We start from the raw sequence: 23,726 nt of genomic DNA on the forward strand, positions 1-23,726 counted from the left end.
CGACTACGTTCGGCGACATGTCCATTCCCACACCAGCGTTCGCAGCCCCGTCGGCCGGCGTGATCCCGCAGCCGACGACGATCCAGCGGCGCGACGTCGGCGCGCACGACGTGCTGATCGACATCGCCTTCTGCGGCATCTGCCACACCGACATCCACCAGGTCCACGACGACTGGGGCGTCGGGATCTTCCCGATGGTGCCGGGCCACGAGATCGCCGGCACGGTCGCGCAGGTCGGCGCCGAGGTGAGGAAGTTCGCCGTCGGCGACCGCGTCGGCGTCGGTTGCTTCGTCGACTCCTGCGGCGCGTGCGAGTACTGCACGGCGGGCGAGGAGCAGTTCTGCGCGAGACTCGTGCTGACGTACAGCAGCCTCGACCACGACGGCAACCCGACCGACGGCGGCTACAGCCAGCGGATCGTCGTCAGCGACAGATTCGTCGTCGCGATCCCGGACGCGCTGGAGCTGGCCGACGCGGCGCCGCTGCTGTGCGCGGGCATCACAACGTACACGCCGCTCGAGCGCGGCGAGATCGCCGGCAAGCAGGTCGCGATCGTCGGGATGGGCGGGCTCGGCCACGTCGGCGTGCAGCTCGCGAAGGCGATGGGCGCCGAGGTGACGGTGATCAGCCAGACGCTCTCCAAGCGCGACGATGGCCTCAGACTCGGCGCGTCGCACTACTACGCCAGCTCCGACCCGCGGACGTTCGCGGAGCTCGCCGGCAGATTCGAGCTGATCCTCAACACGGTCGGGGCGAGCCTCGAACTCGATCCCTACCTGACGCTGCTGCACGCCGACGGCGCGCTCGTCAACGTCGGGATCCCGCCCGAGCAGACGTCGTACACGCCGATGCTGCTGGCGCTGATGCGGCGCAGCATCACGGGCGCCAACACCGGCGGCATCCGCGACACGCAGGCGATGCTCGACTTCTGCGCCGAGCACGGCGTCCGCCCCTGGATCGAGCAGATCGGCGCTGACGGCATCGCGGACGCGTACGAGCGGATCGCCGCCAGCAGAGCGCGCTACCGCGTCGTGATCGACGCCGCGACGTTCGCGCAGGCGTAGGCGCGCGTCGCACCGAACGAGCAGCGGCACTCTCGGTACCGCAGCGGTTCGAAAAGCGGCGTTGCTCAGCGGCGCGGGCGCCAGGCGACTTCGGCTTCGCCCAACGGCGTCGCGGGCGGGGCGCCGTGGAGGTACTCCGCGGCTATCGCGCCCCAGTCGGCGCCGGCGCGCAGCTGGCCGAGCACGACGGCGACGATCCCGTGCATGCGGCGGATCAGCAGCGCGTCGGGCGGCAGCGTGAACTGGTTCATCTGCGTTCTGATCGCGGCGCGCTGCTCCGCGTCGGGACGCTCGCGCCCGCGTCCGTCGGCGCCCCCGGGGCCGCCCGGGCCGCCGCGCGCGTCGTCCGGCGTGAAGCGGCGCTCGCCCGGCACGGCGTACCACTTGATCGCCATCCGCATCAGTCTCAGCGCGAAGTCGGCGTCGACCGCGTCGGCGCGGTCGCGGGGGAGGTAGCCGCCGGTCCGCAGCGCCGTCTTCAGCGCCGCCGCGTCCTTGTCGCGCACGGCGCGGGCGATCGCGCGCTCGTCGTCGACGCGGTTGGCGTCGACGTCGCGCAGCAGGCCGAAGTCGAGGAAGCAGACGCGGCCGTCGGCGCACAGCAGGTAGTTGCCGGGGTGAGGGTCGCCGAGCGCGATCCGCTCGCGGTACAGCAGCCCGAAGAAGAAGCGGAAGACGATCTCCGCGTAGCGGTCCCTGACCGGCTCCCCGGCGCGGCGGACCGCCTCGAAGCGCTCGCCCTCGACGTACTCGGAGACGAGCACGCGCCGCGTCGAGAGCTCGGTGTGGACGTGCGGGACGCGCACGAACGGGTGGCCGCGCAGCAGCCGCTCGATGCGGCGGTGGTTCTGCGCCTCCAGCTCGTAGTCGAGCTCCTCGCCGATCCGCTCGCGCATCTCGCCCGACAGCGCCTTCGCGTCGAGGCCGGGCGCGAGCCGCTTGACGAGCGGCAGCAGCAGCGTCGCGTTGCGCAGGTCGGTCTCGACCGCCTCCGCGACGCCGGGGTACTGGACCTTGACGACCACGTCGTCGCCGTCGAGCGTCGTGGCGCGGTGGACCTGGCCGATCGAGGCGGCGGCGAACGCGCGCTCGTCGAAATCGGAGAAGACGCGGCTGAGCGGCCCGCCCAGCTCCTTGCGCAGCAGCTTCTCGAGGTCGGCGAAGGCGACCGGCGGCACGTCGTCGCGCAGCGCCGCGAGTCTGCGCTGCAGCTCGTCCTGCTGCTCCTCGGGCAGGCCGTCGAACTCGACCATCGAGATCATCTGGCCGACCTTCATCGCCGCGCCGCGCATCTGCCCGAGCTGCTCGACGAGCTGGTTGACGAGCGCCGCGGTGCGGTCGTTCTGCGCCTCCGCGGCGCGCTCGGGCGTGCGCATGCGATTCGCGGTCCGCATCCCCGCCCACCGCAGCCCCTGCCCGGCGACGAGCCCGCCGACCCGCGCCGTCCGCGCGACCCGGCCGGTCGGAAGTCTGCCGGCCTCGGGCTGTACGTCCTCGTCGGGCTCGGCACTCACGCTTGGAGGGTAGCGGGGCAGGCGCAGTAGCCTGTGGCCGACGCCGCCAGCGCAGGCGTGTCAGCGCCGCTCGTTCTTTCGTGTCTCACCTTCGAGGAGGTCCGCATGTCTGAAGCTCAGCGTCCCAACATCCTGGTCATCTGGGGAGATGACATCGGGATCTCGAATCTGAGCTGCTACAGCGACGGGTTGATGGGCTATCGGACGCCGAACATCGACCGGATCGCGGACGAGGGGATGCGCTTCACGGACTCCTACGGCGAGCAGAGCTGCACGGCGGGCCGGTCGTCGTTCATCACCGGGCAGAGCGTGTTCCGAACCGGCCTGAGCAAGGTCGGGATGCCGGGCGCGGACGTCGGCCTGCAGGCGGAGGATCCGACGATCGCGGAGCTGCTGAAGCCGCTGGGGTACGCGACGGGGCAGTTCGGCAAGAACCACCTCGGCGATCTGAACAAGTACCTGCCGACGGTGCACGGCTTCGACGAGTTCTTCGGCAACCTCTACCACCTCAACGCGGAAGAGGAGCCGGAGTCGCCGAACTGGCCGCCGGCCGACGACTTCCCGGGCTTCAACGAGCGCTTCCGACCGCGCGGCGTGATCCATTCGTGGGCGACTGACGAGGACGATCCGGCCGAGGACCCGCGCTACGGGCGCGTCGGGCGTCAGCGGATCGAGGACACCGGGCCGCTGACGAGAAAGCGGATGCAGACGATCGACGACGAGGTGCTCGACCACGCGATCGACTTCCTCGACCGCCAGGCCGCCGCGGACACCCCGTTCTTCTGCTGGTTCAACACCACGCACATGCACTTCCGCACGCACCCGAAGCCGGAGAGCGTCGGACAGGCAGGACGGTGGCAGTCGCCCTACCACGACACGATGATCGACCACGACAAGGTCGTCGGAACGCTGCTCGACAAGCTCGACGCGCTTGGCCTGGCCGAAGACACGATCGTGATCTACAGCACCGACAACGGGCCGCACATGAACAGCTGGCCCGACGCCGGCATGACGCCGTTTCGCAGCGAGAAGAACACCAACTGGGAGGGCGCGTTCCGCGTCCCGCAGCTGATCCGCTGGCCGGGCCGGATCGCGCCGGGGTCGATCTCCAACGAGATCGTCCAGCACCATGACTGGCTGCCGACGTTCCTGTCGGCGGCCGGCGAGCCGGAGATCGTCGACAAGCTGAAGGCCGGCCACACGATCGGCGACACCACCTACAGGGTCCACGTCGACGGGTACGACCTGCTGCCGCACCTGACCGGCGCGGCCGACAGATCGCCGCGCAAGGGGTTCATGTACTTCTCCGACGACGGCGACGTGCTCGCGCTGCGCTTCGACAACTGGAAGGTCGTCTTCATGGAGCAGCGCGCGCAGGGCACGCTGCAGGTCTGGGCCGAGCCGTTCGTCACGCTGCGCGTGCCCAAGCTCTACAACCTGCGGACCGACCCGTACGAGCGCGCCGACGTCACGTCGAACACCTACTACGACTGGCTGTTCGACAACGACTACATCATCCTCGCGGCCTCGACGCTCGTCGCGCAGGTGCTGGAGACGTTCCAGGAGTTTCCGCCGCGTCAGAAGGCCGCGAGCTTCACGATCGACCAGGTCGTCGCGAAGCTGGAGACCGTGCTGACCTCGGGACGATGAGCGTGGCCGGGCCGGCCCCCGGCAGCGGTTCGGCGGCGGTCGCGGAGATGGCGTGGGTGCCGCAGGCGACCTTCCTGATGGGGTCCGACGCGCACTACCGCGAGGAGGCGCCGGCCCACTCCGTCACGGTCAGCGGGTTCTGGATCGACCGCCACCAGGTCACCAACCGCGACTTCGCCGCCTTCGTCGCGCAGACCGGGTACGTGACCGTCGCCGAGCGGCCGCTGGACCCGGCGGACTTCCCGGGCGCGCCCGCCGAGAACCTCGTGCCCGGGTCGCTCGTCTTCCGGCGCACGCCCGGTCCGGTCGACCTGCGCCACCTGTCGCAGTGGTGGGCATGGGCCCCTGGGGCGTGCTGGCGGCGCCCGGAGGGACCGGGCTCGTCACTGGACGGGCGCGAGCGGCACCCGGTCGTGCATGTCGCGTACGAGGACGCCGAGCGGTTCGCCGCGTGGGCTGACAAGACGCTGCCGACGGAGGCGCAGTGGGAGCTGGCGGCTCGCGGCGGGCTGGACGGGACGACGTACACGTGGGGGAACGAGCCCGAGCCGCGCGGCGAGCGGCTGGCGAACTACTGGCACGGTGACTTTCCCTGGCGGCCGGCGCCCGGCTACGGCCGCACGACACCGGTCGGCTCGTTCCCCGCCAACGGCTCGGGCGTGTTCGACATGGCGGGCAACGTCTGGGAATGGACCGCGGACTGGTTCTCGTCGCGCCACCCTGAGCCGGCGGGGAGCCCGTGTTGCGTGCCGCGCGACCCGCGCGGCGGGCCGGAGCGCGACAGCCTCGACCCCGCCCAGCCGCAGTTCGAAGTGGCACGCAAGGTCATCAAGGGCGGTTCGTTCCTGTGCGCCGACAGCTACTGCCTGCGTTACCGCCCCGCCGCCCGCCGCCCCCAGATGGTCGACACCGGCATGAGTCACATCGGCTTCCGCTGCGCCTTGCATGGCGCAATGTTGCAGTTGACGCACTAGTTGCGCTTGGCGCAGCGTGGTACGGTGCTCTCTCGCGGTAGGAGAGAGGACCCACGATGAACACCCTTGTGGTCGCGCTCGACGTCGATGGAGGCGTCGCGGCGCTGGAACTGGCGGCACGGCGCGCCTCGTCGGCGGAGGACCGCATCACGCTGCTCGCGTGCATGCGGCGTCCCCGGCTGCTGGCGCAGGCTGCCGGACTGCTGACCGGCGGCGGTGACGTGCTGGCCGACGAGCTGGACCGAGCAGCGCATGCGCGCCTGGCGGAGATCGATTCTGCCGTCCCGTGGGCGGGAGCGACTGAGCGCCTCGTGCGCCACGGACGCGCCGCCGACGCTGTTCGCGCAGCGCTGCGCGAGCGTGCGTTCGACATCGTCCTCGTGGGTGCGCCGGCCGATCCGGCCGCGGCCGCGGAGCTGCCCGCGCTGCGCACGCTCGTCGCGCGCAGCGGCGCCGTTCAGCTTGTCGGCGCGGCGGCGCGTGAGCGCGCCCGTCGGCCGGTCGCGACGGGCGTGCCGGTCGGCTAGTGGTGTGACCGGTTTCGTTTGCCGGGACCGGCGCTGTCATCGTCGCAGCCGGTCGATCGCGTCCTGCAGCAGGCGGCCGTTGCGCATCAGCGTCTCGTCGTCCATGCGGCCGGTGGGGGCGGAGATCGCGACGGCGCCGACGGGGACCTCGCCGATGTAGGCGGGGACCGCGACGCAGCTGACGCCCTCGACCGATTCGCCCCTCTCGGCCGCCCACCCGCGCTGGCGCGCGTCGCGGACCCTCTGGCGCAGCTCCAACGGCCCCGACGCCGCTCTGCGCGTGCCGCCGGAGTAGTCGATCCGGCCCAGCGCCGCGTCCAGCTCGGCCGCCGGCAGCGCCGACAGCCATGCGCGGCCGAGCGCCGAGGCGTGCATCGGGCGCACCGTCCCGAGCCGTTCGCGCACCGCGACGGTGTGGTCGCAGTCGAAGTAGCTGACGTAGACCATCACGTCGTTGGCCGGCGTCGCCAGCAGGGTCGACTCGCCGACCTCGTCGCGCAGCCGCTCGAGCACCGGGTTGATCGTCTCGTGCCAGTCGACGTGGCTCCCGTTCGCCATCCCGATGAAGCGCTCGGAGACGATTGCGTAGCGCTTGGAGCGGGGGTCGCGGCGGACGTAGCCGAGGTTCTCCAGCACCTGCAGCAGGCGCAGCGCGGTGCTGCGGTTGACGCTCAGCGCCGCCGCCGTCGCGGCCGCGGACTGCGGCCCGTGCGCGAGCAGTTCCAGCGCGTGCAGCCCGCGATCGAGCTGCGACGCTCCGTTGCGCACCTCCCCAGTCTCCCTGTCCATCGCCGTCATCAGTTGCACATTATGCAACGTGATGCATGAGATCACCACCCGACCCGCCAAATAAGTTGCGTGAGGCGTTTGATGTTGCGTAAGATGCACAAATGACCGATTTCCTCATCGTCGGCGGCGGGTCCGCCGGCTGCGTGCTCGCGAACCGGCTCAGCGCCACCGGCGCCGAGGTCCGGCTGGTCGAGTCCGGACGCGACACGCCTCCCGGCGCCGTGCCCGCCGACGTCGAGGACCTCTACCCGCGCTCCTACTACAACAGCGCCTACATGTGGCGTGGCCTGCAGGCCGACCAGGGCGGCGACGGCAGCGGCGTCAAGAGCGACTTCCTGCAGGGCCGGGTGATGGGCGGCGGCTCGTCGGTGATGGGGATGATGGCCGTGCGCGGCCTGCCGGGCGACTACGACCGCTGGAACGTGCGCGGCTGGGCGTGGGACGACGTGCTGCCGTACTTTCGCCGGCTGGAGAGCGACCGCGACTTCGGCGGCCCGCTGCACGGCGCCGACGGGCCGGTCGCGATCCGCCGCCATCGCGTCGAGGAGTGGCCGCCGTTCTGCCGCGCCGTCGGCGCGGCGGCCGAGCGCCGCGGCTGGGCCCTCGTCGACGACATGAACGGCAGCTTCGAGGACGGCTACTGCCGGATCCCGATCAGCGGCACGCTCGCCGGCCGCGTCTCGTCTGCCTCCGCCTACCTCGATGCGCACACGCGCGCGCGGCCGAACCTGACGATCGAGGCGCGGACGACCGTCGAGCGGCTGCTGTTCGAGGGCGATCGCTGCGTCGGCGTCACCGTCGTCACGCGCGACGGACGCCGCGAGGCGCGTCACGCGCAACACGTCGTGCTGTCCGCCGGGGCGATCCACTCGCCGGTGCTGCTGCAGCGCTCGGGCGTCGGGCCGGCGGCGCTGCTGAAGCGGCTCGGCGTGACGCCGCTGCTGGCGCGCGAGGGGGTCGGCGCGAACCTGCAGAACCATCCGATCGCGTACCTCGCGACGCATCTGACCGAGCGGGCGCGCCAGTCGCCGCTGCTGCGCCCGCAGTTCAACGCCGGCCTGCGCTGGAGCTCGGCGCTGGACGGCGGCAGCGACGGCGACATGATGACGCTGGTGATCAACAAGTCCTCCTGGCACGGCCTCGGCGAGGCGGTCGCCAGCGTCGGGACCTGCCTCGTCGCGCCGCACTCGCGCGGCAGCGTGGCGGCGACCTCCGCGCATCACGACGGCGCCGCGCCGGACGTCCGCTTCCGCATGCTGACCGATCCGCGCGACATGGAGCGGATGGTCGCGGGGCTGCAGCTGGCGGTCGAGCTGATGGGCGACGAGGCGGTGCGCGGGCTGCGCCACGAGCTGTTCGCGGCGGGCTTCTCGCGCGTCGTGCGGCGGCTGAACCAGCCGGGACTCGCGAACCTGCTCGTGACGCGCGCGATCGCTGGCCTGCTCGACGGCCCCGACCAGCTGCGGCGGCTGATGATCACGTACGGGATCGCCGAGCGCGACGTCGACGAGCAGCGGATGCGCACGCGCGAATGGGCGGCGGCGACGGTGCGCAGACGGACGTTCGGCACCTATCACCCGGCCGGCACGTGCCGGATGGGCGCGGCGTCCGACGACGGCGCGGTCGTCGATCCGCGCTGCGCCGTGCACGGCCTGCAGGGACTCAGCGTCGTCGACGCCTCGATCATGCCGGCGGTCCCGCGCGGCAACACGAACATCCCGGCGATCATGGTCGCCGAGCGCGCGGCAGAGCTGTTGGCGGCGGGCTGACGGCGGGTCGGTGCGAGCGTGGCCGGCAAGCGGCGGCGGGGCTGCGGCGATCGTGGGCGGCGTCCGCACGACGCGCGCGCCGACCGGCTAGCTGGCCGAGTCGTCCCGCAGCGGCGCGAACGCGTCGATCAGCAGCGCGCCGGTGCGCTCCAGGACGTCCTCGCCCATCCGCACGGCCGGGCCGGAGACGGCGACGGAGCCGACCGGCGTGCGGCCGATCCAGGCCGGCACCGCGACGCACGAGACGCCGGGCAGCGACTCCTCGTAGTCGGTCGCGAAGCCGCGCTCGCGCGCCTCCTGCACGCGTGCACGCAGCTCCAGCGGGCCTCTCGGGGCGTGCTCGGTGCCGCCGGCGTAGTCGATCTCGCCGAGCGCCGCGTCCAGGCGCGCCTCCGGCAGCGACGACAGCCACGCCTTGCCGATCGCGGAGGCGTGCATCGGGCGCACCGTGCCGAGGTTCTCGCGCACGGCGACCGTCTGCGTCGAGCCGAAGAACGTCACGTAGACCATCACGCCGGTCGCGGGCGTCGCCAGCAGGGTCGATTCGCCGACCTCGTCGCGGATCCGTTCGAGGATCGGGTTGATCGTCTCGTGCCAGTCCTTGTGATGGTCGGAGGAGGCGAGTGAGAGGAAGCGCTCGGCGACGACCTCGTAGCGCTTGGTGCGGAGGTTGCGCCGCACGTAGCCGAGGCTCTCGAGGTCCTGCAGCAGGCGCAGGCCGGTGCTGCGGTTGACGCCGAGCGTGGCGCCGATCTCGGCGGCGCTGCGGGGCTGCGCGGCGAGCAGCTCCAGCGTGCGCAGGCCGCGATCGAGCTGTGAGCCGCGCGGGCGCGGCTCCTCGGTGGGCGGTGATCTCTTCGCTGTCGGCACGGTTGGCACAGTACCCCTTCTTGATGTTGCGTATCGCGCAACAGAGTAGCAAATTCCTACTTGACAACTGAGGGGCGTTGCGAGAATGTTGGGCTATACGCACCACGTTGCGTGTTGCGCACAACACTGTGGTGCGGGTGACGCAACCGCAGGGCTCTGAGGAGGGTCATGGACAAGCTGGTCATCACCGTCACGGTCGACTCGACGATGTCGTATCCCGGCAACCCGCTGATGCCGCCGATCGAGGACACGGACGCGATCGCGAAGCAGTACCTGGGCGCCGTCGAGGCAGGCGCGAGCATCTGTCACCACCACGGCATCCACTACCTCGACGAGAAGATGCAGGACGACGGTCGCAAGCTGTCGCGGATCGACTTCGACGGCTGGCAGCGGATGACCGACGCGATCCGCGGCGGCTCCGACGCGATCGTCCAGTACGGGATCGCGAGCGCGCGGCTGCCCGACAAGATCGAGCTGATGAAGCAGGGCCCGGACATGATGTCCTACGCCTTCAACGTCCACGACGAGTACTTCCAGCCCGACCCGTCGCTGCCGGCCAACGAGATGTACGCGCTGCACCCGCGCGACGAGCTGGAGGAGGCCAGCCGCGCGGCGCTGGAGCACGGCGTGAAGCTCGAGGTCGAGTGCTTCTACACGGGCGCCTACTGGAACCTCGAGTTCATCCGCCGCATGGGCCTGCTCGAGGACCCGGTCTGGGCGACGCTGTTCTTCGACTGGGCCGGCGGCGCATGGACCCCGCCGACGGTCGAGGCGGTCACCTACATGAGGAACCACCTGCCGCCGAACGTGAACTGGAACACGAGCATCATGGACCCGGTCCACTCGTGGCGGCTGATCCCGACGATCGTCGCGCTCGGCGGCCACGTCCGCGTCGGCTGGGAGGACAACCCCTACCTGCCCAACGGCGAGCTGGCGAAGACCAACGCCGAGCTGGTGCAGGAGGTCGTCCGCATCGCCGAGGGCATGGGCCGCGAGGTCGCGACGCCCGCCGAGGCGCGCGAGATCACCGGCCTCAACGCCGTCAGAGCCCGCACGGCCGGCGCGGCGCGCTAGAGGAGCGAGACGATGGCGGCAGCAGCGCACAGCGAGCATGCCGGCGGCGGACGCGTGAGCGTCGCGCGCGCCGACGGCGGCGCGCGCCCCGCCGCGCTCGATCTGCGCGGCGTGACGAAGACCTACGGCGCCTTCCGCGCGCTCGACGACGTCAGCGTGCGCGTCGGCGAGGGCGAGGTCGTCGGGCTGATCGGCGAGAACGGCGCGGGCAAGTCGACGCTGCTGAACGTGATCTGCGGCGCGGTCCGACCCGACGCCGGCACGCTGACGGTGCACGGCGCCGACTACGCACCGCGCTCCTACCGCGACGCGATGCGCCGCGGCGTCTTCCGCGTCTACCAGGAGCCGGCGTTCGTGCCGGTCCTGAGCGTTCGCGAGAACATGGCGCTCGGCGTCGAGACGGCGTTCACACGCGGCGGGCTGATCCGCCGCGGCGCGCTGCAGAGGGCCGTCGAGCAGGCGCTGGAGCCGCTCGCCGGGCTCGTCTCGCCCAGCCAGCAGATGTCCAGCTGCGATCGCAACACGCAGCAGGCGATCGAGATCCTGCGGGCGCTGTTCGCCAGCCGCCTGCTCGGTGTCGAGCACCCGCTCGTGCTGCTCGACGAGCCGACCGCCGCGCTCGTCGGCGACGACCTCGCGATCCTCTTCGAGACGCTGCGGCGGCTGCGCGGCGAGGCCTCGTTCGTGTTCGTCTCGCACCGCCTCGCGGAGATCAACGACTACTGCGACCGCGCCTACGTGCTGAAGGACGGCGGCGTCGTCGCGGAGGTCCCCGCCGGCACCGGCGAGGAGGAGCTGCACAGACTGATGGTCGGCCGCGAGCGGATCGCCGACTACTACCGCGAGGGCGAGCAGCGGACCGCCGCCGACGAGGTCCTGCTGCGCGTCGAGGACCTCGCCGGCAGCGGCTTCGAGGGCGTCGACCTGACCGTCCACGCGGGCGAGATCGTCGGCGTCGCGGGCGTCGTCGGCTCCGGCAAGGAGCAGCTCGGCCGCGCGATCGCGGGCGCCGCGAAGACCACGCGCGGGCGGGTGGAGGTGACGCGCGCCGGCGGCGGCAGCGACCGAGCGGGCGGGGACGGCGCGGGCGGCGACGGCGCAAGCGGCGGCGGCACGCCCGGCGCGCGCGCCGGCGCCGTCGGCTACGTCCCGAGCGACCGCCAGAACGAGGGCGCGGTCGAGCTGTTCTCGGTCGCCGAGAACGTCTCGCTGACCTCGCTGGCGCAGGCGCCGATCGCGCGCGGGCCGTTCGTCGACCGCCGTCGCGAGCGCGAGGTCGCGCAGGGCTGGGTGGAGCGCCTGACGATCCGCACCCGCTCGACCGACACGCCGATGGGCGACCTGTCGGGCGGCAACCAGCAGAAGGTCGTGCTCGGGCGCGTGCTGCAGACGGGCGTGCGCGCGATCGTGCTCGACAACCCCACGCGCGGCGTCGACGCCGGCGCGAAGGGCGAGATCTACGCGCTGCTGCGCGAGCTCGCCGCGGAGGGTCACGGGATCGTCCTGATCACCGACGACCTGGCGGAGGCGATCGGGCTCAGCTCCCGCATCGTCGTGATGAAGGACGGCCGCAGCGGGCGCTGGTTCGACGCCGCGCCGCAGGCGAAGCCGTCCGAGGAACTTCTGATCGCGGAGATGGTCTAGATGAGCGCTGACGTACAGACCGCCAAGCCCGTGGGCGCGCCGCCACGGCCTCAGTGGAAGACGCTGGTGCCGAAGGCGGTGCCGTTCACGGCGCTGCTGCTGCTGGTGATCGTGTTCGCCGGCACGACCGGCTTCCTGACGAGTCGCAACCTCGACTCGATCATCAACGCGCTGCCGGTGCTGATGCTCGTCGGCGCGGGCGCGACGCTGCCGATCCTGCTCGGCTCGATCGACCTCTCGCTGGCCGGCGTGGTCGTGCTCGCGGGCGGCGTCAGCGCGACGCTCGCCGCCAAGCACGGCGAGGCGTGGCTGCTGGTCGCGCCGCTGATCGGGATCGCGGCCGGCACGCTCAACGGGCTCGTGATCGCCGTCGGGCGCCTGCCCTCGTTCCTCGTCACGCTCGGCTCCTACTTCGCCTTCACGGGCCTGGCGCAGGTGATCATGGGCGGCGTCCCGCAGCCGTTCACCGGCGAGCTGGCGACGAAGATCGGCTCCAACCAGGTTGCGCTGCTGGGACAGAACGTTTCCTACCTGGTGCTGATCGGGATCGTCGTGCTGGCGCTGGTGATCGTCTTCACCGCGCGCACGCGCTATGGCCGCTACATGTACGCGATCGGCGGGGCGGAGCGGGTCTCGCGGCTGTCAGGGCTGCCGGTCACGCGCGTGAAGATCGCGGCGTTCGCGCTGTCGGGCCTGCTGGCGTCGATCGCGGGTCTGATGCTGACGATGCGCGCCTCGGCGGCGACCCCGACGATGGGGGACCCGTTCCTGCTGACCTCGATCGCGGCGGTCGTCGTCGGCGGCACGTCACTGTCGGGCGGCATCGGCGGCGTGCAGTGGACGCTGCTGGGCGCGCTCGTGATCACCGTGCTGGACAACGGGATGACGCTCGCGGGCGTCGACGCGCAGTACCAGATCATCATCCGCGGCCTCGTGATCATCGTCGCCTCGGCGCTGACGATCCGGCGCCTGTCGGATGTCGTCAAGTAGCACACGTCGCACGTAATTCACCATCAACGGAGGAGGACGAGATGTCGCACGAGCGAGCGGCGAAGTTGTCGCGCCGCAGTTTCATCACCCGCTCCGCCGCCACCGGCTTCACGGTGATGGCCGGCGGCGGCCTGCTGGCGGCCTGCGGCAGCAGCAGCGAGAGCAGCCCGTCCGGCGGCGGCGCCGGCAACCCCGGCGGCAAGCTGAAGGGCCCGATCGCCTACCAGGGCCCGCTCACCGCCTGGGTGATCGGCGACCAGCTGGAGGCGGCCGCCGGCGCCGTCTCCCAGCAGCTCGGGCTGGAGCTGAAGAAGGTCAACTACAACGGCGACTCCGACAAGCAGCTGGCGCAGATCGACCAGCTCGGCACGCTCGGCGTGACCGGCATCAACACGCTGATCCTCGACGGCGGCCTCGCGCGCCAGCTCGCGACGGCGTGCGTGCGCAACAGAACGTACCTCAGCTCGTGGGCGACGATGGGCCCGTGGGTCGTGCCGTGCGAGCCGGAGATCGCGTTCCACTACCAGGGTCTCGCCAACCCCGCCGACGGCGCGTACGTGATGTGCGTGAACATGTTCGAGGAGATGGGCGGCAGAGGCACGTTCGCGCACCTGTCGGGCTCCGGCGGCGTGTCGACCTCGCCGGCGAAGGACAAGGCGGTCGACAGAGCGCTGAAGCAGTACCCCGGCATCGAGCTGGTCGCGCGCGAGTACGGCGAGTACAACCGCGAGAAGTCGCGCCAGGTGATGACGAACATCCTCTCCAAGACGGGCGGCAGAGTCGACGCCGTCTACTGCCAGAGCGACGACGAGGCGGTCGGCGCGCTCGACGCGCTGCGCGAGCGCAACCTCGTCGGCAAGACGCTCGTCGCCGGCGCGGACGGGATCCCGGAGTTCATCGACGCGATCATCGACGGCCGCGCGTTCGGGACCGAGGGCGCGGCGCCGATCTTCGGCGGCGGCTACACGCTCGTGCAGGCGCTCGACGCGTCCGCCGGGCACAGACCGAAGCCGACCGAGACGCTGATGTACCAGGACCTGCTGATCATCGACAACAAGGCGTCGGCGACGGCGTTCAAGCAGCAGGCGCTGGCGAAGGGCGCCGCCGGCAGACTGTTCGACTACGGCCTGATGTCGCGCATCGAGCACCCCGACGACTGGGATCCGCAGTGGCCGTTGCGCACGTTCGACCCGGAGGAGTACTGGGGCGTCGCGCAGGGCGTCGCGAAGCCCAACGGCTACGAGCTGCCCGAGGAGTACACCAGAGCGGCCGCCGCGGGCCAGCGCAGAGAGGTCGACGCGGAGTACGCGCAGCAGCTCAGAAGATTCGCGCTTGCGGAGGTCGCGAGACTGAGTCGGACGAGAAAGACGCTGTTCGAGCAGCTCGACGCGGCGGCGGGCGCATGAGCGCCCGCAGTGCCGGCGGCGGGCGGGCCTGAGCGGCGGCGACGGAGGAGAGGACGCGGATGCAAGGCTCGAAGGTTCCGGACGCGCAGGAGCGGCAGCTGCTGCGGGCAGTCGTCGAGGTCGCCCAGGGCCGCGCGCACGCCGACCTGATCGTCGCCGGCGGCACCGTCGCGAACGTCTTCACGGGCGAGCTGATCGAGGCCGACGTCGCGATCCGGGGACACCGGATCGCGGCGGTCGGCGACGTCGCGCGCACGCGCGGTCCGCGCACGCGGACGCTCGACGCGCGCGGGCGCGTGCTGGTGCCGGGGCTGATCGACCAGCACCTGCACGTGCACGAGTCGCAGCTGACGATCGGCGAGTTCGCGGCGGCCGCGCTGCCGCACGGGACCGCGGGCCTGGCGACCGACTTCTACGGCGAGCTGGTCGTCGGCGGGATCGAGGCGGTGCGCGCGTCGGTCGAGCTGGCGCGCGGCTCGGCGCTGAAGGTGTGGCTGCTGGGCGGCGTGCCGGGCTACGTGCAGAACCGGCCGTTCGGCCACTCCGGCCGGCCGACGCGCGAGCAGTTCCACGAGCTGCTGCGCTGGCCCGAGACGTACGGGATCAGCGACACGTTCGCGCTGCGGCTGACGGCCGGCGACGAGACGATGCTCGACGTCGTCGATGGCGCGCAGGCGGCCGGGATCAAGGTCTCCGGCCACGGCTCCGGCGTCAGCGAGGCGCAGGCGTCGGCGTGGGTCGGCTATGTGCGCGACCTCGACGACCACGAGTCGGTTACGGGCCTGGAGGCGGCGATGAAGGCGCGGCTCGGGATCCGCGTGGCCGTGCGCGAGGGTTCGGGCATCTACAACCTCGAGGCGGTCGTCGAGGCGATCACCAGACACGGCGCCGACCCGCGCCGCTTCTGCTTCTGCACCGACGTGCTGTCGGCCGAGCGGCTCGTCGAGGTCGGCCACATCGACCACCTCGTGCGCAAGGCGATCGCGTGCGGCGTGGCGCCGATGGCCGCGTTGCAGATGGCGACGCTGAACGCGGCCGAGTGCCTGCACGTCGACGCCGACCACGGCAGCATCGCGCCGGGCAAGTGGGCCGACGTGGCGCTGGTCGACTCGCTGGAGCGGTTCGAGGTCGTCGCGATGGTCGCGGACGGGAGACTCGTCGCGCAGGACGGCGCCCTGGTGTCGCCGCGCACCCCGCCGTCGTATCCGGCGTGGGCTCGCGCGACCGTGAAGCTGCCGCGCGACATGCGCGCCGAGGACTTCCGCGTCGCCGTCGACGCGCCCGACGGCCCCGCGCTCGCCCGCGTGATCGTCGCCTCGGGCACGACGGTGCTGAGCGAGGAGGCGCACGTGCGGATGGAGGTCGCGGGCGGCTCGATCGCCGCCGATCCGGCGCGCGACGTGCTGAAGGTCGCCGCGATCGAGCGCGTGCAGGGGACGGGTGCGACGGGCGTCGGGCTCGTGCGCGGCTTCGGCCTGCGCTCCGGCGCGATCGCGACGACGTTCAACTCCCAGCAGCAGAACATCGTCGCCGTGGGCGCCGGCGACGGCGACCTGGCGCTTGCGGCGAACACGCTGCGCTACTGCGGCGGCGGCTTCGTCGTGGTCGACGGCGGGGAGGTGCGGGCGCTGCTGGAGCTGCCGCTGTTCGGGCTGCTGTCGGAGCTGCCGTTCGAGCAGGTCGTCGACGGCCTGCGCGCGGTCACCGCGGCGGCGACCGCGCTCGGCTGCGAGATGCCGGAGCCGTTCTCGACGCTCGGCTTCGTCGGCCTGCCGGTCGAGATCGGCGAGCTGCGGCTCGTGCCCGAGGGACTCGTGCAGGTGGCGGCGCAGCGGATCGTGCCGTTGCTGGTGGAGGAGGACGGTGATCCCGATGCAGCTCGGTCTTGAGGGCCGCGTCGTCGTCGTGACCGGCGCCAGCGCCGGCATCGGCCTCGCGACCGCGGCGGCGTTCGTGCGCGAGGGGGCGCACGTGGTCGGCGGGGCGCGCGAGCCGGGGGCGGTGGATGCGCTCGGCGAGACGGTCGAGCGTGCGGCCGACCGGTCCTGTGCGCCGGGCGACGCAGCGGCTGCGAGCGGCTCCGCGGTCGGCGTCGCCGTCGACCTCTCCCGGCCCGACGGTCCCGCCGCGCTCGTCGACGCCGCGTTGGAGCGATTCGGCAGGGTCGACCTGCTCGTCAACAACGCCGGCGTCGGCAGCTTCCGCGACGGCTTCCTCTCGTTCGGCGACGACGAGTGGGAGCGCGTCTTCGCGCTCAACCTCTACGCCGCGGTGCGCGCCTGCCGCGCGGTGCTGCCGGCGATGGTGCGGGCCGGTCGCGGCGCGATCGTCAACGTCGGCTCCGAGGCGGGCCGCCAGCCAGATGCGTTCCTGGTCGACTACAGCGCCTCGAAGGCGGCGCTGCTGTCGCTGTCGAAGTCGCTCGCGAACGAGTTCGGCCCGGCCGGCGTGCGCGTCAACGTCGTCTCGCCCGGGCCGACGCGCACGCGCCTGTGGGATGAGCCGGGCGGCTTCCTCGACGCACTCGCGGACAGCTATGGGATGGGCCGCGAGGCGGCGGTCGAGCACTTCGCGAAGGAGGTCCGCAGACTCCCGCTCGGCCGCGTCGGCCGCCCCGAGGACGTCGCCGAGGCGATCGTCTTCCTCGCCTCCGACGCCGCCGGCCACGTGACCGGTTCGGAGTGGGGCGTCGACGGAGGGGTGGTGCGGGCGGCATGAGCGGGTTCGATCCCGCTGCCGGCCCGCTCGACGCTGCCGGCGCCTCGGGCGGTGCCGCCGCGCCGGGCGACGCCGCTCCCTTCCCGCTGCTCGCCTCGCCGGTCGCGTTCGGGCCGATGCGGCTGCGCAACCGGATCGTGCTGCTGCCGCACGGGCTGCTGTACGCCGACCACGCGGCGCCGGTGCCGACCGACCGTCACCGCGACTACTACGCCGCGCGGGCGCGTGGCGGCGTCGGGCTCGTCTGCGTCGAGTCGTCGGTCGTCTCGCTCGACGGACGCCAGCGCGGCCCGCTGATCGTCTCCAGCGACCCGCGCTGCATCGACGGCTACGGGCGGATCGCCGACGCGGTGCACGCGGCCGGCGCGGCGATCAGCGGGCAGCTGACCCACTACGGCAACCAGGGCGACGCGCGCGTGACCGGGAAGGCGCTGCTCGGTCCGTCACGCCTGCCGGACCCGGGCACGCGCAACCCCTGCGTCGCGCTGAGCACCGCGCAGGTCGACCGCATCGCCGACGACTTCGCCGCCGGCGCTGCGTCGTTCGCGGCCGCCGGCTTCGACGCGGTCGAGCTGAAGGCCGCCCACGACGGTCTCGTGCGCCAGTTCCTCTCGCCGCTCACCAACGATCGCGGCGACGCCTACGGCGGCACGCGCGAGAACCGCATGCGGCTGCTGCTGGAGCTGCTGGCACGGATCCGCAGCGAGGTCGACCGGGGGATCGCGATCGGGGTGCGTCTGGTGCTCGACGAGTGCGTGCCCGGCGGCTACGGCCTCGACGACGGGATCGCCTTCGCGCGCGCGGTCGAGGCGAGCGGCCTCGCCGACTACATCTCCTCCGACGTCGGCATCAACGCCGTGATCGATCGCGTGACGGCGCCGATGTCGATCCCCGAAGGCTACGCGGAGCACGCGTTCGCGCGTCTGTCCGCGGAGGTGTCGCTGCCCGTGATCGCGTTCGGGCGGCTGCGCTCACCGGACTACGGCGAGCGGCTGATCGCGGAGGGCAAGGCGGCCGCGTTCGGGATGGCGCGCGAGCTGATCGCCGAGCCGCAGTGGGCGGCGAAGGCGCTGGGCGGCCGCGCGCAGGAGATCCGGCCCTGCACCGCCTGCAACCAGCTGTGCCTCGGCAACCTGATCGACGCGCTGCCGGTCGGCTGCGCCGTCAACCCGTTCGTCGGGGACGGCGAGCTGCGGCGCTCGTCTGAGCGCGCCGGCCAGCGCGTCGTGGTGGTCGGCGGCGGCGTCGCCGGGATGGAGGCAGCGCGCGCGGCGGCGCTCGACGGCTGTGACGTGACGCTGCTGGAGCGCGGCGCGGCCCTCGGCGGTCAGCTCGTGCTGGCCGCCGCGGTGCGCTGGCGCGAGGAGTGGGCGCGCTACGTCGCCTGGCTGGAGCGCGAGCTGCGCTGCGGCGAGGCGACCGTCGTGCTCGGCGCGCACGTCGATGCGGCCGCGCTCGTCGGTCTCGCACCCGACCTCGTGGTGGTGGCGACGGGTTCGACACCGTCGGCGCCGTCGCTGCGCGGCGCGATCACGATCGATGCGTTCCTCGCGGGCGGCGCCGACGCGGGCGACGAGGGCGACGCGGGCGACGCGGGCGACGAGGGCGACGCGGGCGACGAGGGCGACGCGGGCGACCCGGGTGGCGCGGGCGACGAGGGGGCGGCGCCGGTTCGGCGGGACGCTGCGCGCATCGATCCGCGGGCGTGGCGGCCGATCGCGCTCGTCGACGACGGCTCAGCCGGCGCGCCGCTGTGGACGGCGGCGCTGGAGGCGACGGCGCGCGGGGCGGAGGTGACGGTCGTGACGCCGTCGCCCGCGATCGGCGCCGAGCTGGACCGCGCGACGTTCGCCGACCTCTACCGGCGGCTGCAGCGGGCCGGCGCCCGGCTCGTGCGAGACCATCGCGCGGTCTCGTTCGCGGACGGCGTGCTGCTGGTCGAGAACGTCTACGACGGCGTCGTGCGGCGGCTGGAAGCCGGCGTCGTCGTGGCCGCCACGCGACGTACGCCGGCCGGGATCGAACTGGCCGCCGCGCTCGAAGGGGAGCGCTGCGAGGTGGTCGTGGTCGGCGACGCGCTCGCCCCGCGCGACGCCTCTGCCGCGGTGCGCGAGGGCGCGAGGGCGCTGCTGGCGCGCTGAGCGGTCACGCGCTCAGGCGGTCCGCAGAGCTGCTCGAGCGGCGCGACGCGCTTGTCAGTCCGTCGCGCAGGCCACCTTCGCGCTTGTGCGCGTGACCGGGCCGAGCTGGCTCACCTCGTCGAAGGACTCGATCCCGACCTGCCATCTGCCCCCGCGCATCGCGACCGCGACCGCGAGGCCGCCGGGCGCGGTGACGATCGCGTCGAACCATCTGCCGCCCTGTCTGACGCGCGCGTTCTCGACCTGCCAGGTCATGCCTCTGGAGACGCCCGTGGAGCCGCCGCTGGTCGTGCCCAGGACGAAGCGGCCGGTGGCGCAGAAGGTCCAGTCGACCTCGGCGCCGTCGCCGCGGACCCCGATCAGCTCCGAGTCGAGCAGCTTCTTGAGGACCGTTCTGTTGGCCGCGTTGCGCACGTCGCACGCTCTCTTGGCGGAGCCCTTGAGGCGTCTGCAGCTCTCGACCTGCGCGCGCGGCGCCTTCGCGAGCGCCTGCGAGGCGGGGGCGGCGAGCGTGACCGCGGCGAGGACGGCGACGGCGAGCCCCGCTCGCGCGGGGCGGCACGCGGCGGCGCGAGAGGCGGCGGAGGCGAGTCGGATCATGGCTGGCGACCTTAGAGCGTGCGCGCCGCGGGAGCGAGCGGTTGCCGGAAAGTCTGGAGGGGGTCCCAGGGTCGCGTGCAGCCGACGCGATCGCCGCCGGGCGTGGACCGCGTGCGGCGGCGGATAGGGTGCGCGCATGACGGAGATCACCGAGGCGAGCGAGCAGGCGGCGCCCGACACCGCGCTGCGCGCCGACGTCGAGCAGCTGTCCGCGATGAGGCGCGACTCGGCTGGCGCCGGCGAGCGCGCCTCCGCCGCGTGGGTGGCGCAGCGGCTGCGCGGGGCCGGGGCGCAGGACGTGCGGATCGAGCCATTTCGCTACACCCCGACGTACACCCACGCCTACGCGCTGCATGCCGCTGCGATCGGCGCCGGCGCGGTGCTCGGCGGGCGTCGCGGCGGGGTGCTGGCGCTCGCCGCGCTCGCCTCCTACGAGCTGGACGTCAGCGGCCGCCTGCAGTGGCTGCGCCGCTGGCTGCCGCGGGGCGACGGCGCCAACGCGATCGGCCGGCTGCCGGCGCGCGGGCCCAAGCGCGCGACGCTCGTCGTCGTCGCCCACCACGACGCCGCGCACACCGGGCTGATCTGGAATCCGGCGCTGAGCGAGGGCGGCGCGGCGCTGCGGCTGCGGCGCCGGGCGATGGAGCCGACCGGCTGGCCGTTCGCGCTGATGGCGCTCGCCGCCGCCAGCGACACCCGCGCTGGCCGCGTGCTCGGCGGGACGCTGGCCGCCACCGCGGTCGGGCTGATGGCGGACGTGAAGCGCTCGCCGACCGTTCCGGGCGCATCCGACAACGCGACCGGCGTCGCGGCGCTGCTGGCGCTCGCGGGACGGCTGTCGGCGGATCCGCCCGAGGGACTGGAGACGATCCTGCTCGCGCCCGGCTGCGAGGAGCCCGGGATGGGCGGGATGGCGGCCTTCCTCGCCGCGCACGGCGACGCGCTGGACCCCGCGACGACGTTCGTGCTCGGCCTCGACACGCTCGGCGCGGGTGAGCCGATCGTCGCGCGCGCCGAGGGCGTGCTGCTGCCGCACCGCTACGCCGCGCGCGACAACGACCTCGTCGACGCCGCCGCCCGCCGCGCCGGCCTGGAGCCGCCGCAGCGTTGGCGGATCGGCGCCTACACCGACCCGATCCTCGCCCGCTTCGCCGGCCTGCGCGCGGTCTCGCTGCTGTCGGTCGCTGCCGACGGCCGCTACAGCGACTACCACCTGCCGACCGACACCGCCGACCGCGTCGACTGGCGCTCGGTCGCCCGCTGCCTCGACCTGGCGGAGGCGACGGCGCGGGAACTCGTGGCCTAACCCAGCGCGTCCGCGACCTCGCGGGCCGCGCGCTGGCCGGACTGGATCGCGCCGTCCATGTAGCCGTTCCAGACCGTCGCGGTCTCGGTGCCGGCCCAGTGCAGCGGGCCGATCGCGGCGCGCAGAGCCGGGCCGTGGTCGGTCCAGGCGCCGGGCGGGAAGTAGCCGGCGTAGCCGCCGCCGCTGAACGGCTCGTCGCTCCACGCCTGCTCGACGTAGCGCTGCGGCGTGCGCGCGCGGGGGCCGAACAGACGGGCGATACCGTCGAGCACGAGCGCCTCGCGCGCGGCTGCGCTCAGCCGCAGCGTCGCGCGCGCGGCGCGGCCTTCGAGGAACGCGAGCAGCACGCCGGGGCTGCCGCCGGGCGGCGAGTTGTCGTAGAAGATCGCGGCCGGCCCGGCCAGGCTCGTGGCGTGGCCGGAGAGTCCGTCAGCGCGCCAGAACGGCTCGTCGTAGATCGCCATGCACTTGACGACGGCGCCCATCGCCATCCGCTGCGTCAGCCCGTCGCGCACGGCCGGCAGCGCCGGCTCGTAGCGCAGCCGCCCGGCCAGGGTCGGCGGCAGTGCGACGATCACGCGCCGCGCGCGCACGCGCAGGCCGTCCGCGGCGATCACATCGAGCAGCTGAGCGGAATGCTCGATCCGCTCCGCCACAGCCCCCAGCCGCACCCGCTCCCCGAGCTGCTGCGCCAACCCCAGCGCGAGCAGTTGGGAGCCGCCGACGATGCGGTCCTGCTGGGCGCCGCCCTCGGTGTCGAGCAGGCGCTCGAACGAGCCGCCGGAGCGGATGTAGAAGAGCGCGTGCAGGAGCGAGACGTCGGCGGGGTCGGCGGCCCAGACGGCCTCGACCGCGATCCGCATCGCCTCGCGCGCGACGCGCGTGCGGACGTTGCGGCGGATCCAGGAGGCGACCGTCTGCTCGTCCGCCCGCGGCGCGATCCGCGCGGTCCACGGTGCGGCCGTGTCGATCCCGCGCGCGAGCCGGTTGAGCCGTGCCATCGCGATCCCGACCTCGGCGAGCGGCAGCAGTCCCAGCGACGGGATCGTGCCGCTGTACCGATGAATGCTGCCGTCGCGCTCGAGCAGGTTCGCGCCTGTCGAGTACGTCGGGAAGGTCTCCAGTCCCAGCTCCGCCGCGAGCGCGAGCGCGCGGTGCTGCGTCGGCGCGAGCCATTCTCCGCCCAGCTCGACGACCTGCTCGAACGCCGGTCCGACCGCTTCGTTCAACGTCCGCCCACCGACGCGCTCGCGCGCCTCCAGCACGATCGCGTCGTGCCCGCCGCGCACCAGCTCGCGCGCCGCCGTCAGCCCCGCCAGGCCGGCGCCGACGACGACGACATCGGTCTCGAGTCGTTTCGTGTCCGACATCGTGCCGCAGCATAGTGCGCCAATGCGCCACGAACCGCCGTCCGACTGCTGTCAGAGGGCGTCCGCCGCCGGCTCGACCGCCTGCGCCCGCACCAGCGGCAGCTCGTGCGCCGCGCCCGGACGCGTCGCGAGCACCTGGAAGATGCTGATGTCGTCGTCCTCGAACGCCAGTGCGGAGCCGAGCATGTAGAGCCGCCAGACGCGCTCGCGCTCCTCGCCGACCTCCGCGACGATCCCGTCGCGCTCGGTGGTGAGGTTCGCCAGCCAGCGGCGCAGCGTCAGCGCGTAGTGCTCGCGCAGCGACTCGACGTCGCGCGGCTCCAGGCCGGCGGACTGCAGCGCGCCGATCACGACGCCGAGCTGCGGCAGCTCGCCGTCGGGGAAGACGTAGCGCTGGATCAGCGACTTCTCGCCGGCGGGCTGGGAGAACAGCTGCGCGATCCCGTGGTTCAGCAGCAGGCCGCCGGGCCGCAGCAGGCGCGCGAGCGTCGCGGCGTAGGTGTCGAGCTGCGCGAGCCCGACGTGCTCGACCATGCCGACGCTGGCGATCTTGTCGTACGGCCCGTCGTCGACCTCGCGGTAGTCGGCGACGCGGATCTCGATGCGGTCCTGCAGGCCGGCGTCGCGCACGCGCTCGCGCGCCAGCGCCGCCTGCTCCTCCGACAGCGTGATGCCGACGCCGCGCACGCCGTGGCGCTCGGCCGCGTGCAGCAGCAGCGAGCCCCAGCCGCAGCCGACGTCCAGCAGCCGCTCGCCCGGCTGCAGCCGCAGCTTGCGGCAGATCAGCTCCAGCTTGCGCTCCTGCGCCGCTTCGAGCGAGTCGTCGGGCGACTCGAAGTACGCGCACGAGTAGACGAGCGTGGGGCCGAGCAGGCGGCGGTAGAAGGCGTTGGAGACGTCGTAGTGGTGCTGGACGACGGTGCGGTCGCGCCGCAGCGAGTGCCGGTGACCCTCCGCGCGCAGCTCGGACGCGGGCGCTCGCGGCGGCCGCAGCGCGCCGCGCCCGCCCAGCAGCAGCGCGCCGGCCAGCCCCAGCGCGACGTCGCGGTGCGACATCTCGACGCCGCGAAAGCGCCCGCGCAGCGCCAGCAGCGCCTCGATGTCGCCGTCCAGGTCGAGGTCGCCGAGCACGAACGCGCGCACGAGCCCGAGCTGGTTGGGCTCGTGCAGCAGGTGCGCGATCGCGCGCCGCCGCACCCGCACGGTGCCGATCGACGGCGTCTCGCCCGCGGGCAGCACGGAGCCGTCCCAGAACGCGACCGCGAACGGGAGCCTTCTCATGCGTCCACCGGCGAGGCGAGCCAACACCGCCGAGGAGAT

General features: G+C 73.0%; 19 protein-coding genes. 13 read left to right on the forward strand and 6 right to left on the reverse strand.

The window, feature by feature from the left end:
- The first annotated feature begins 17 nt into the window (after window positions 1-17).
- Entirely contained in the window at window positions 18-1,064 is a 1,047-nt protein-coding gene (locus tag Q7L65_RS17760; RefSeq protein ID WP_304723100.1) for an NAD(P)-dependent alcohol dehydrogenase, read from the forward strand.
- Window positions 1,065-1,129: 65 nt separating this feature from the next.
- Here Q7L65_RS17760 and Q7L65_RS17765 read toward each other — a convergent pair whose 3' ends face one another.
- The gene (locus Q7L65_RS17765; protein ID WP_304723101.1) at window positions 1,130-2,578 is read right to left on the reverse strand and encodes an AarF/ABC1/UbiB kinase family protein; all 1,449 of its coding nucleotides are present in this window, start codon (window positions 2,576-2,578) and stop codon (window positions 1,130-1,132) included.
- Window positions 2,579-2,683: 105 nt separating this feature from the next.
- On the opposite strand from Q7L65_RS17765, the gene Q7L65_RS17770 reads away from it, so the two are divergent.
- Genes Q7L65_RS17770 through Q7L65_RS17780 form a run of 3 tightly spaced genes read left to right on the forward strand, consistent with a single transcriptional unit; the run spans window position 2,684 to window position 5,729 of the window.
- Window positions 2,684-4,228: an arylsulfatase gene (locus Q7L65_RS17770; RefSeq protein WP_304723102.1), complete on the forward strand. Its 1,545-nt coding sequence runs from the start codon at window positions 2,684-2,686 to the stop codon at window positions 4,226-4,228.
- Between the two features lie 47 nt (window positions 4,229-4,275).
- Window positions 4,276-5,202: a formylglycine-generating enzyme family protein gene (locus Q7L65_RS17775; protein ID WP_370552588.1), complete on the forward strand. Its 927-nt coding sequence runs from the start codon at window positions 4,276-4,278 to the stop codon at window positions 5,200-5,202.
- Window positions 5,203-5,258: 56 nt separating this feature from the next.
- Complete coding sequence (locus tag Q7L65_RS17780) at window positions 5,259-5,729, forward strand: hypothetical protein (RefSeq protein ID WP_304723105.1); 471 nt, start codon at window positions 5,259-5,261, stop codon at window positions 5,727-5,729.
- A 36-nt stretch (window positions 5,730-5,765) separates the two neighbouring features.
- Here the strand turns inward: Q7L65_RS17780 and Q7L65_RS17785 are convergent, their stop codons facing one another.
- Window positions 5,766-6,527: an IclR family transcriptional regulator gene (locus Q7L65_RS17785; protein ID WP_304723106.1), complete on the reverse strand. Its 762-nt coding sequence runs from the start codon at window positions 6,525-6,527 to the stop codon at window positions 5,766-5,768.
- A 92-nt stretch (window positions 6,528-6,619) separates the two neighbouring features.
- Between Q7L65_RS17785 and Q7L65_RS17790 the strand changes: the two genes are divergently transcribed.
- A complete protein-coding gene (locus Q7L65_RS17790; protein WP_304723108.1) occupies window positions 6,620-8,287 on the forward strand; it encodes a GMC family oxidoreductase in 1,668 nt (555 codons plus the stop codon).
- An 87-nt stretch (window positions 8,288-8,374) separates the two neighbouring features.
- On the opposite strand, the gene Q7L65_RS17795 is transcribed toward Q7L65_RS17790, so the two are convergent.
- Window positions 8,375-9,157, reverse strand: coding sequence for an IclR family transcriptional regulator (locus Q7L65_RS17795; RefSeq protein ID WP_304723110.1), 783 nt, complete (start codon window positions 9,155-9,157; stop codon window positions 8,375-8,377).
- A gap of 168 nt (window positions 9,158-9,325) precedes the next feature.
- Here Q7L65_RS17795 and Q7L65_RS17800 point away from each other — a divergent pair, with 168 nt between their 5' ends.
- From Q7L65_RS17800 to Q7L65_RS17830, 7 genes are read left to right on the forward strand one after another with little or no spacing between them, the layout of a single operon-like run.
- Window positions 9,326-10,231, forward strand: a complete 906-nt coding sequence (locus tag Q7L65_RS17800) for a 3-keto-5-aminohexanoate cleavage protein (protein ID WP_304723112.1) — start codon at window positions 9,326-9,328, stop codon at window positions 10,229-10,231.
- Between the two features lie 12 nt (window positions 10,232-10,243).
- Window positions 10,244-11,875: a sugar ABC transporter ATP-binding protein gene (locus tag Q7L65_RS17805; RefSeq protein ID WP_304723114.1), complete on the forward strand. Its 1,632-nt coding sequence runs from the start codon at window positions 10,244-10,246 to the stop codon at window positions 11,873-11,875.
- Window positions 11,876-12,865 carry an ABC transporter permease gene (locus Q7L65_RS17810; protein WP_304723117.1) on the forward strand — a complete coding sequence of 330 codons (990 nt, stop codon included), beginning with the start codon at window positions 11,876-11,878 and terminating at the stop codon, window positions 12,863-12,865.
- Window positions 12,866-12,906: 41 nt separating this feature from the next.
- Window positions 12,907-14,271 (forward strand): sugar ABC transporter substrate-binding protein, encoded by a 1,365-nt coding sequence (locus tag Q7L65_RS17815; RefSeq protein ID WP_304723119.1) that lies wholly within the window; start codon window positions 12,907-12,909, stop codon window positions 14,269-14,271.
- A 59-nt stretch (window positions 14,272-14,330) separates the two neighbouring features.
- Window positions 14,331-16,160, forward strand: a complete 1,830-nt coding sequence (locus tag Q7L65_RS17820) for an adenine deaminase C-terminal domain-containing protein (protein WP_304723120.1) — start codon at window positions 14,331-14,333, stop codon at window positions 16,158-16,160.
- Window positions 16,144-16,989 (forward strand): SDR family NAD(P)-dependent oxidoreductase, encoded by an 846-nt coding sequence (locus Q7L65_RS17825; protein ID WP_304723123.1) that lies wholly within the window; start codon window positions 16,144-16,146, stop codon window positions 16,987-16,989. Before Q7L65_RS17820 ends, Q7L65_RS17825 begins: the two co-directional genes overlap by 17 nt.
- On the forward strand, window positions 16,986-19,130 hold the full coding sequence (locus Q7L65_RS17830; RefSeq protein WP_304723125.1) for an NAD-binding protein: 2,145 nt from the start codon (window positions 16,986-16,988) through the stop codon (window positions 19,128-19,130). Before Q7L65_RS17825 ends, Q7L65_RS17830 begins: the two co-directional genes overlap by 4 nt.
- A gap of 54 nt (window positions 19,131-19,184) precedes the next feature.
- Here Q7L65_RS17830 and Q7L65_RS17835 read toward each other — a convergent pair whose 3' ends face one another.
- Complete coding sequence (locus Q7L65_RS17835) at window positions 19,185-19,730, reverse strand: hypothetical protein (RefSeq protein WP_304723127.1); 546 nt, start codon at window positions 19,728-19,730, stop codon at window positions 19,185-19,187.
- A 136-nt stretch (window positions 19,731-19,866) separates the two neighbouring features.
- On the opposite strand from Q7L65_RS17835, the gene Q7L65_RS17840 reads away from it, so the two are divergent.
- Window positions 19,867-21,036: a M28 family peptidase gene (locus Q7L65_RS17840; RefSeq protein WP_304723129.1), complete on the forward strand. Its 1,170-nt coding sequence runs from the start codon at window positions 19,867-19,869 to the stop codon at window positions 21,034-21,036.
- On the opposite strand, the gene Q7L65_RS17845 is transcribed toward Q7L65_RS17840, so the two are convergent.
- Both Q7L65_RS17845 and Q7L65_RS17850 read right to left on the reverse strand, forming a co-directional pair.
- Window positions 21,033-22,406 carry an FAD-dependent oxidoreductase gene (locus Q7L65_RS17845; RefSeq protein WP_304723131.1) on the reverse strand — a complete coding sequence of 458 codons (1,374 nt, stop codon included), beginning with the start codon at window positions 22,404-22,406 and terminating at the stop codon, window positions 21,033-21,035. The two genes, Q7L65_RS17840 and Q7L65_RS17845, sit on opposite strands and share 4 nt — an antisense overlap.
- Before the next feature lie 51 nt (window positions 22,407-22,457).
- Entirely contained in the window at window positions 22,458-23,687 is a 1,230-nt protein-coding gene (locus tag Q7L65_RS17850; RefSeq protein ID WP_304723134.1) for a cyclopropane-fatty-acyl-phospholipid synthase family protein, read from the reverse strand.
- Between the last annotated feature and the right edge of the window lie 39 nt (window positions 23,688-23,726).

The sequence above is a fragment of the Conexibacter sp. CPCC 206217 genome (assembly GCF_030646165.1).
Lineage (GTDB): Bacteria > Actinomycetota > Thermoleophilia > Solirubrobacterales > Solirubrobacteraceae > Conexibacter.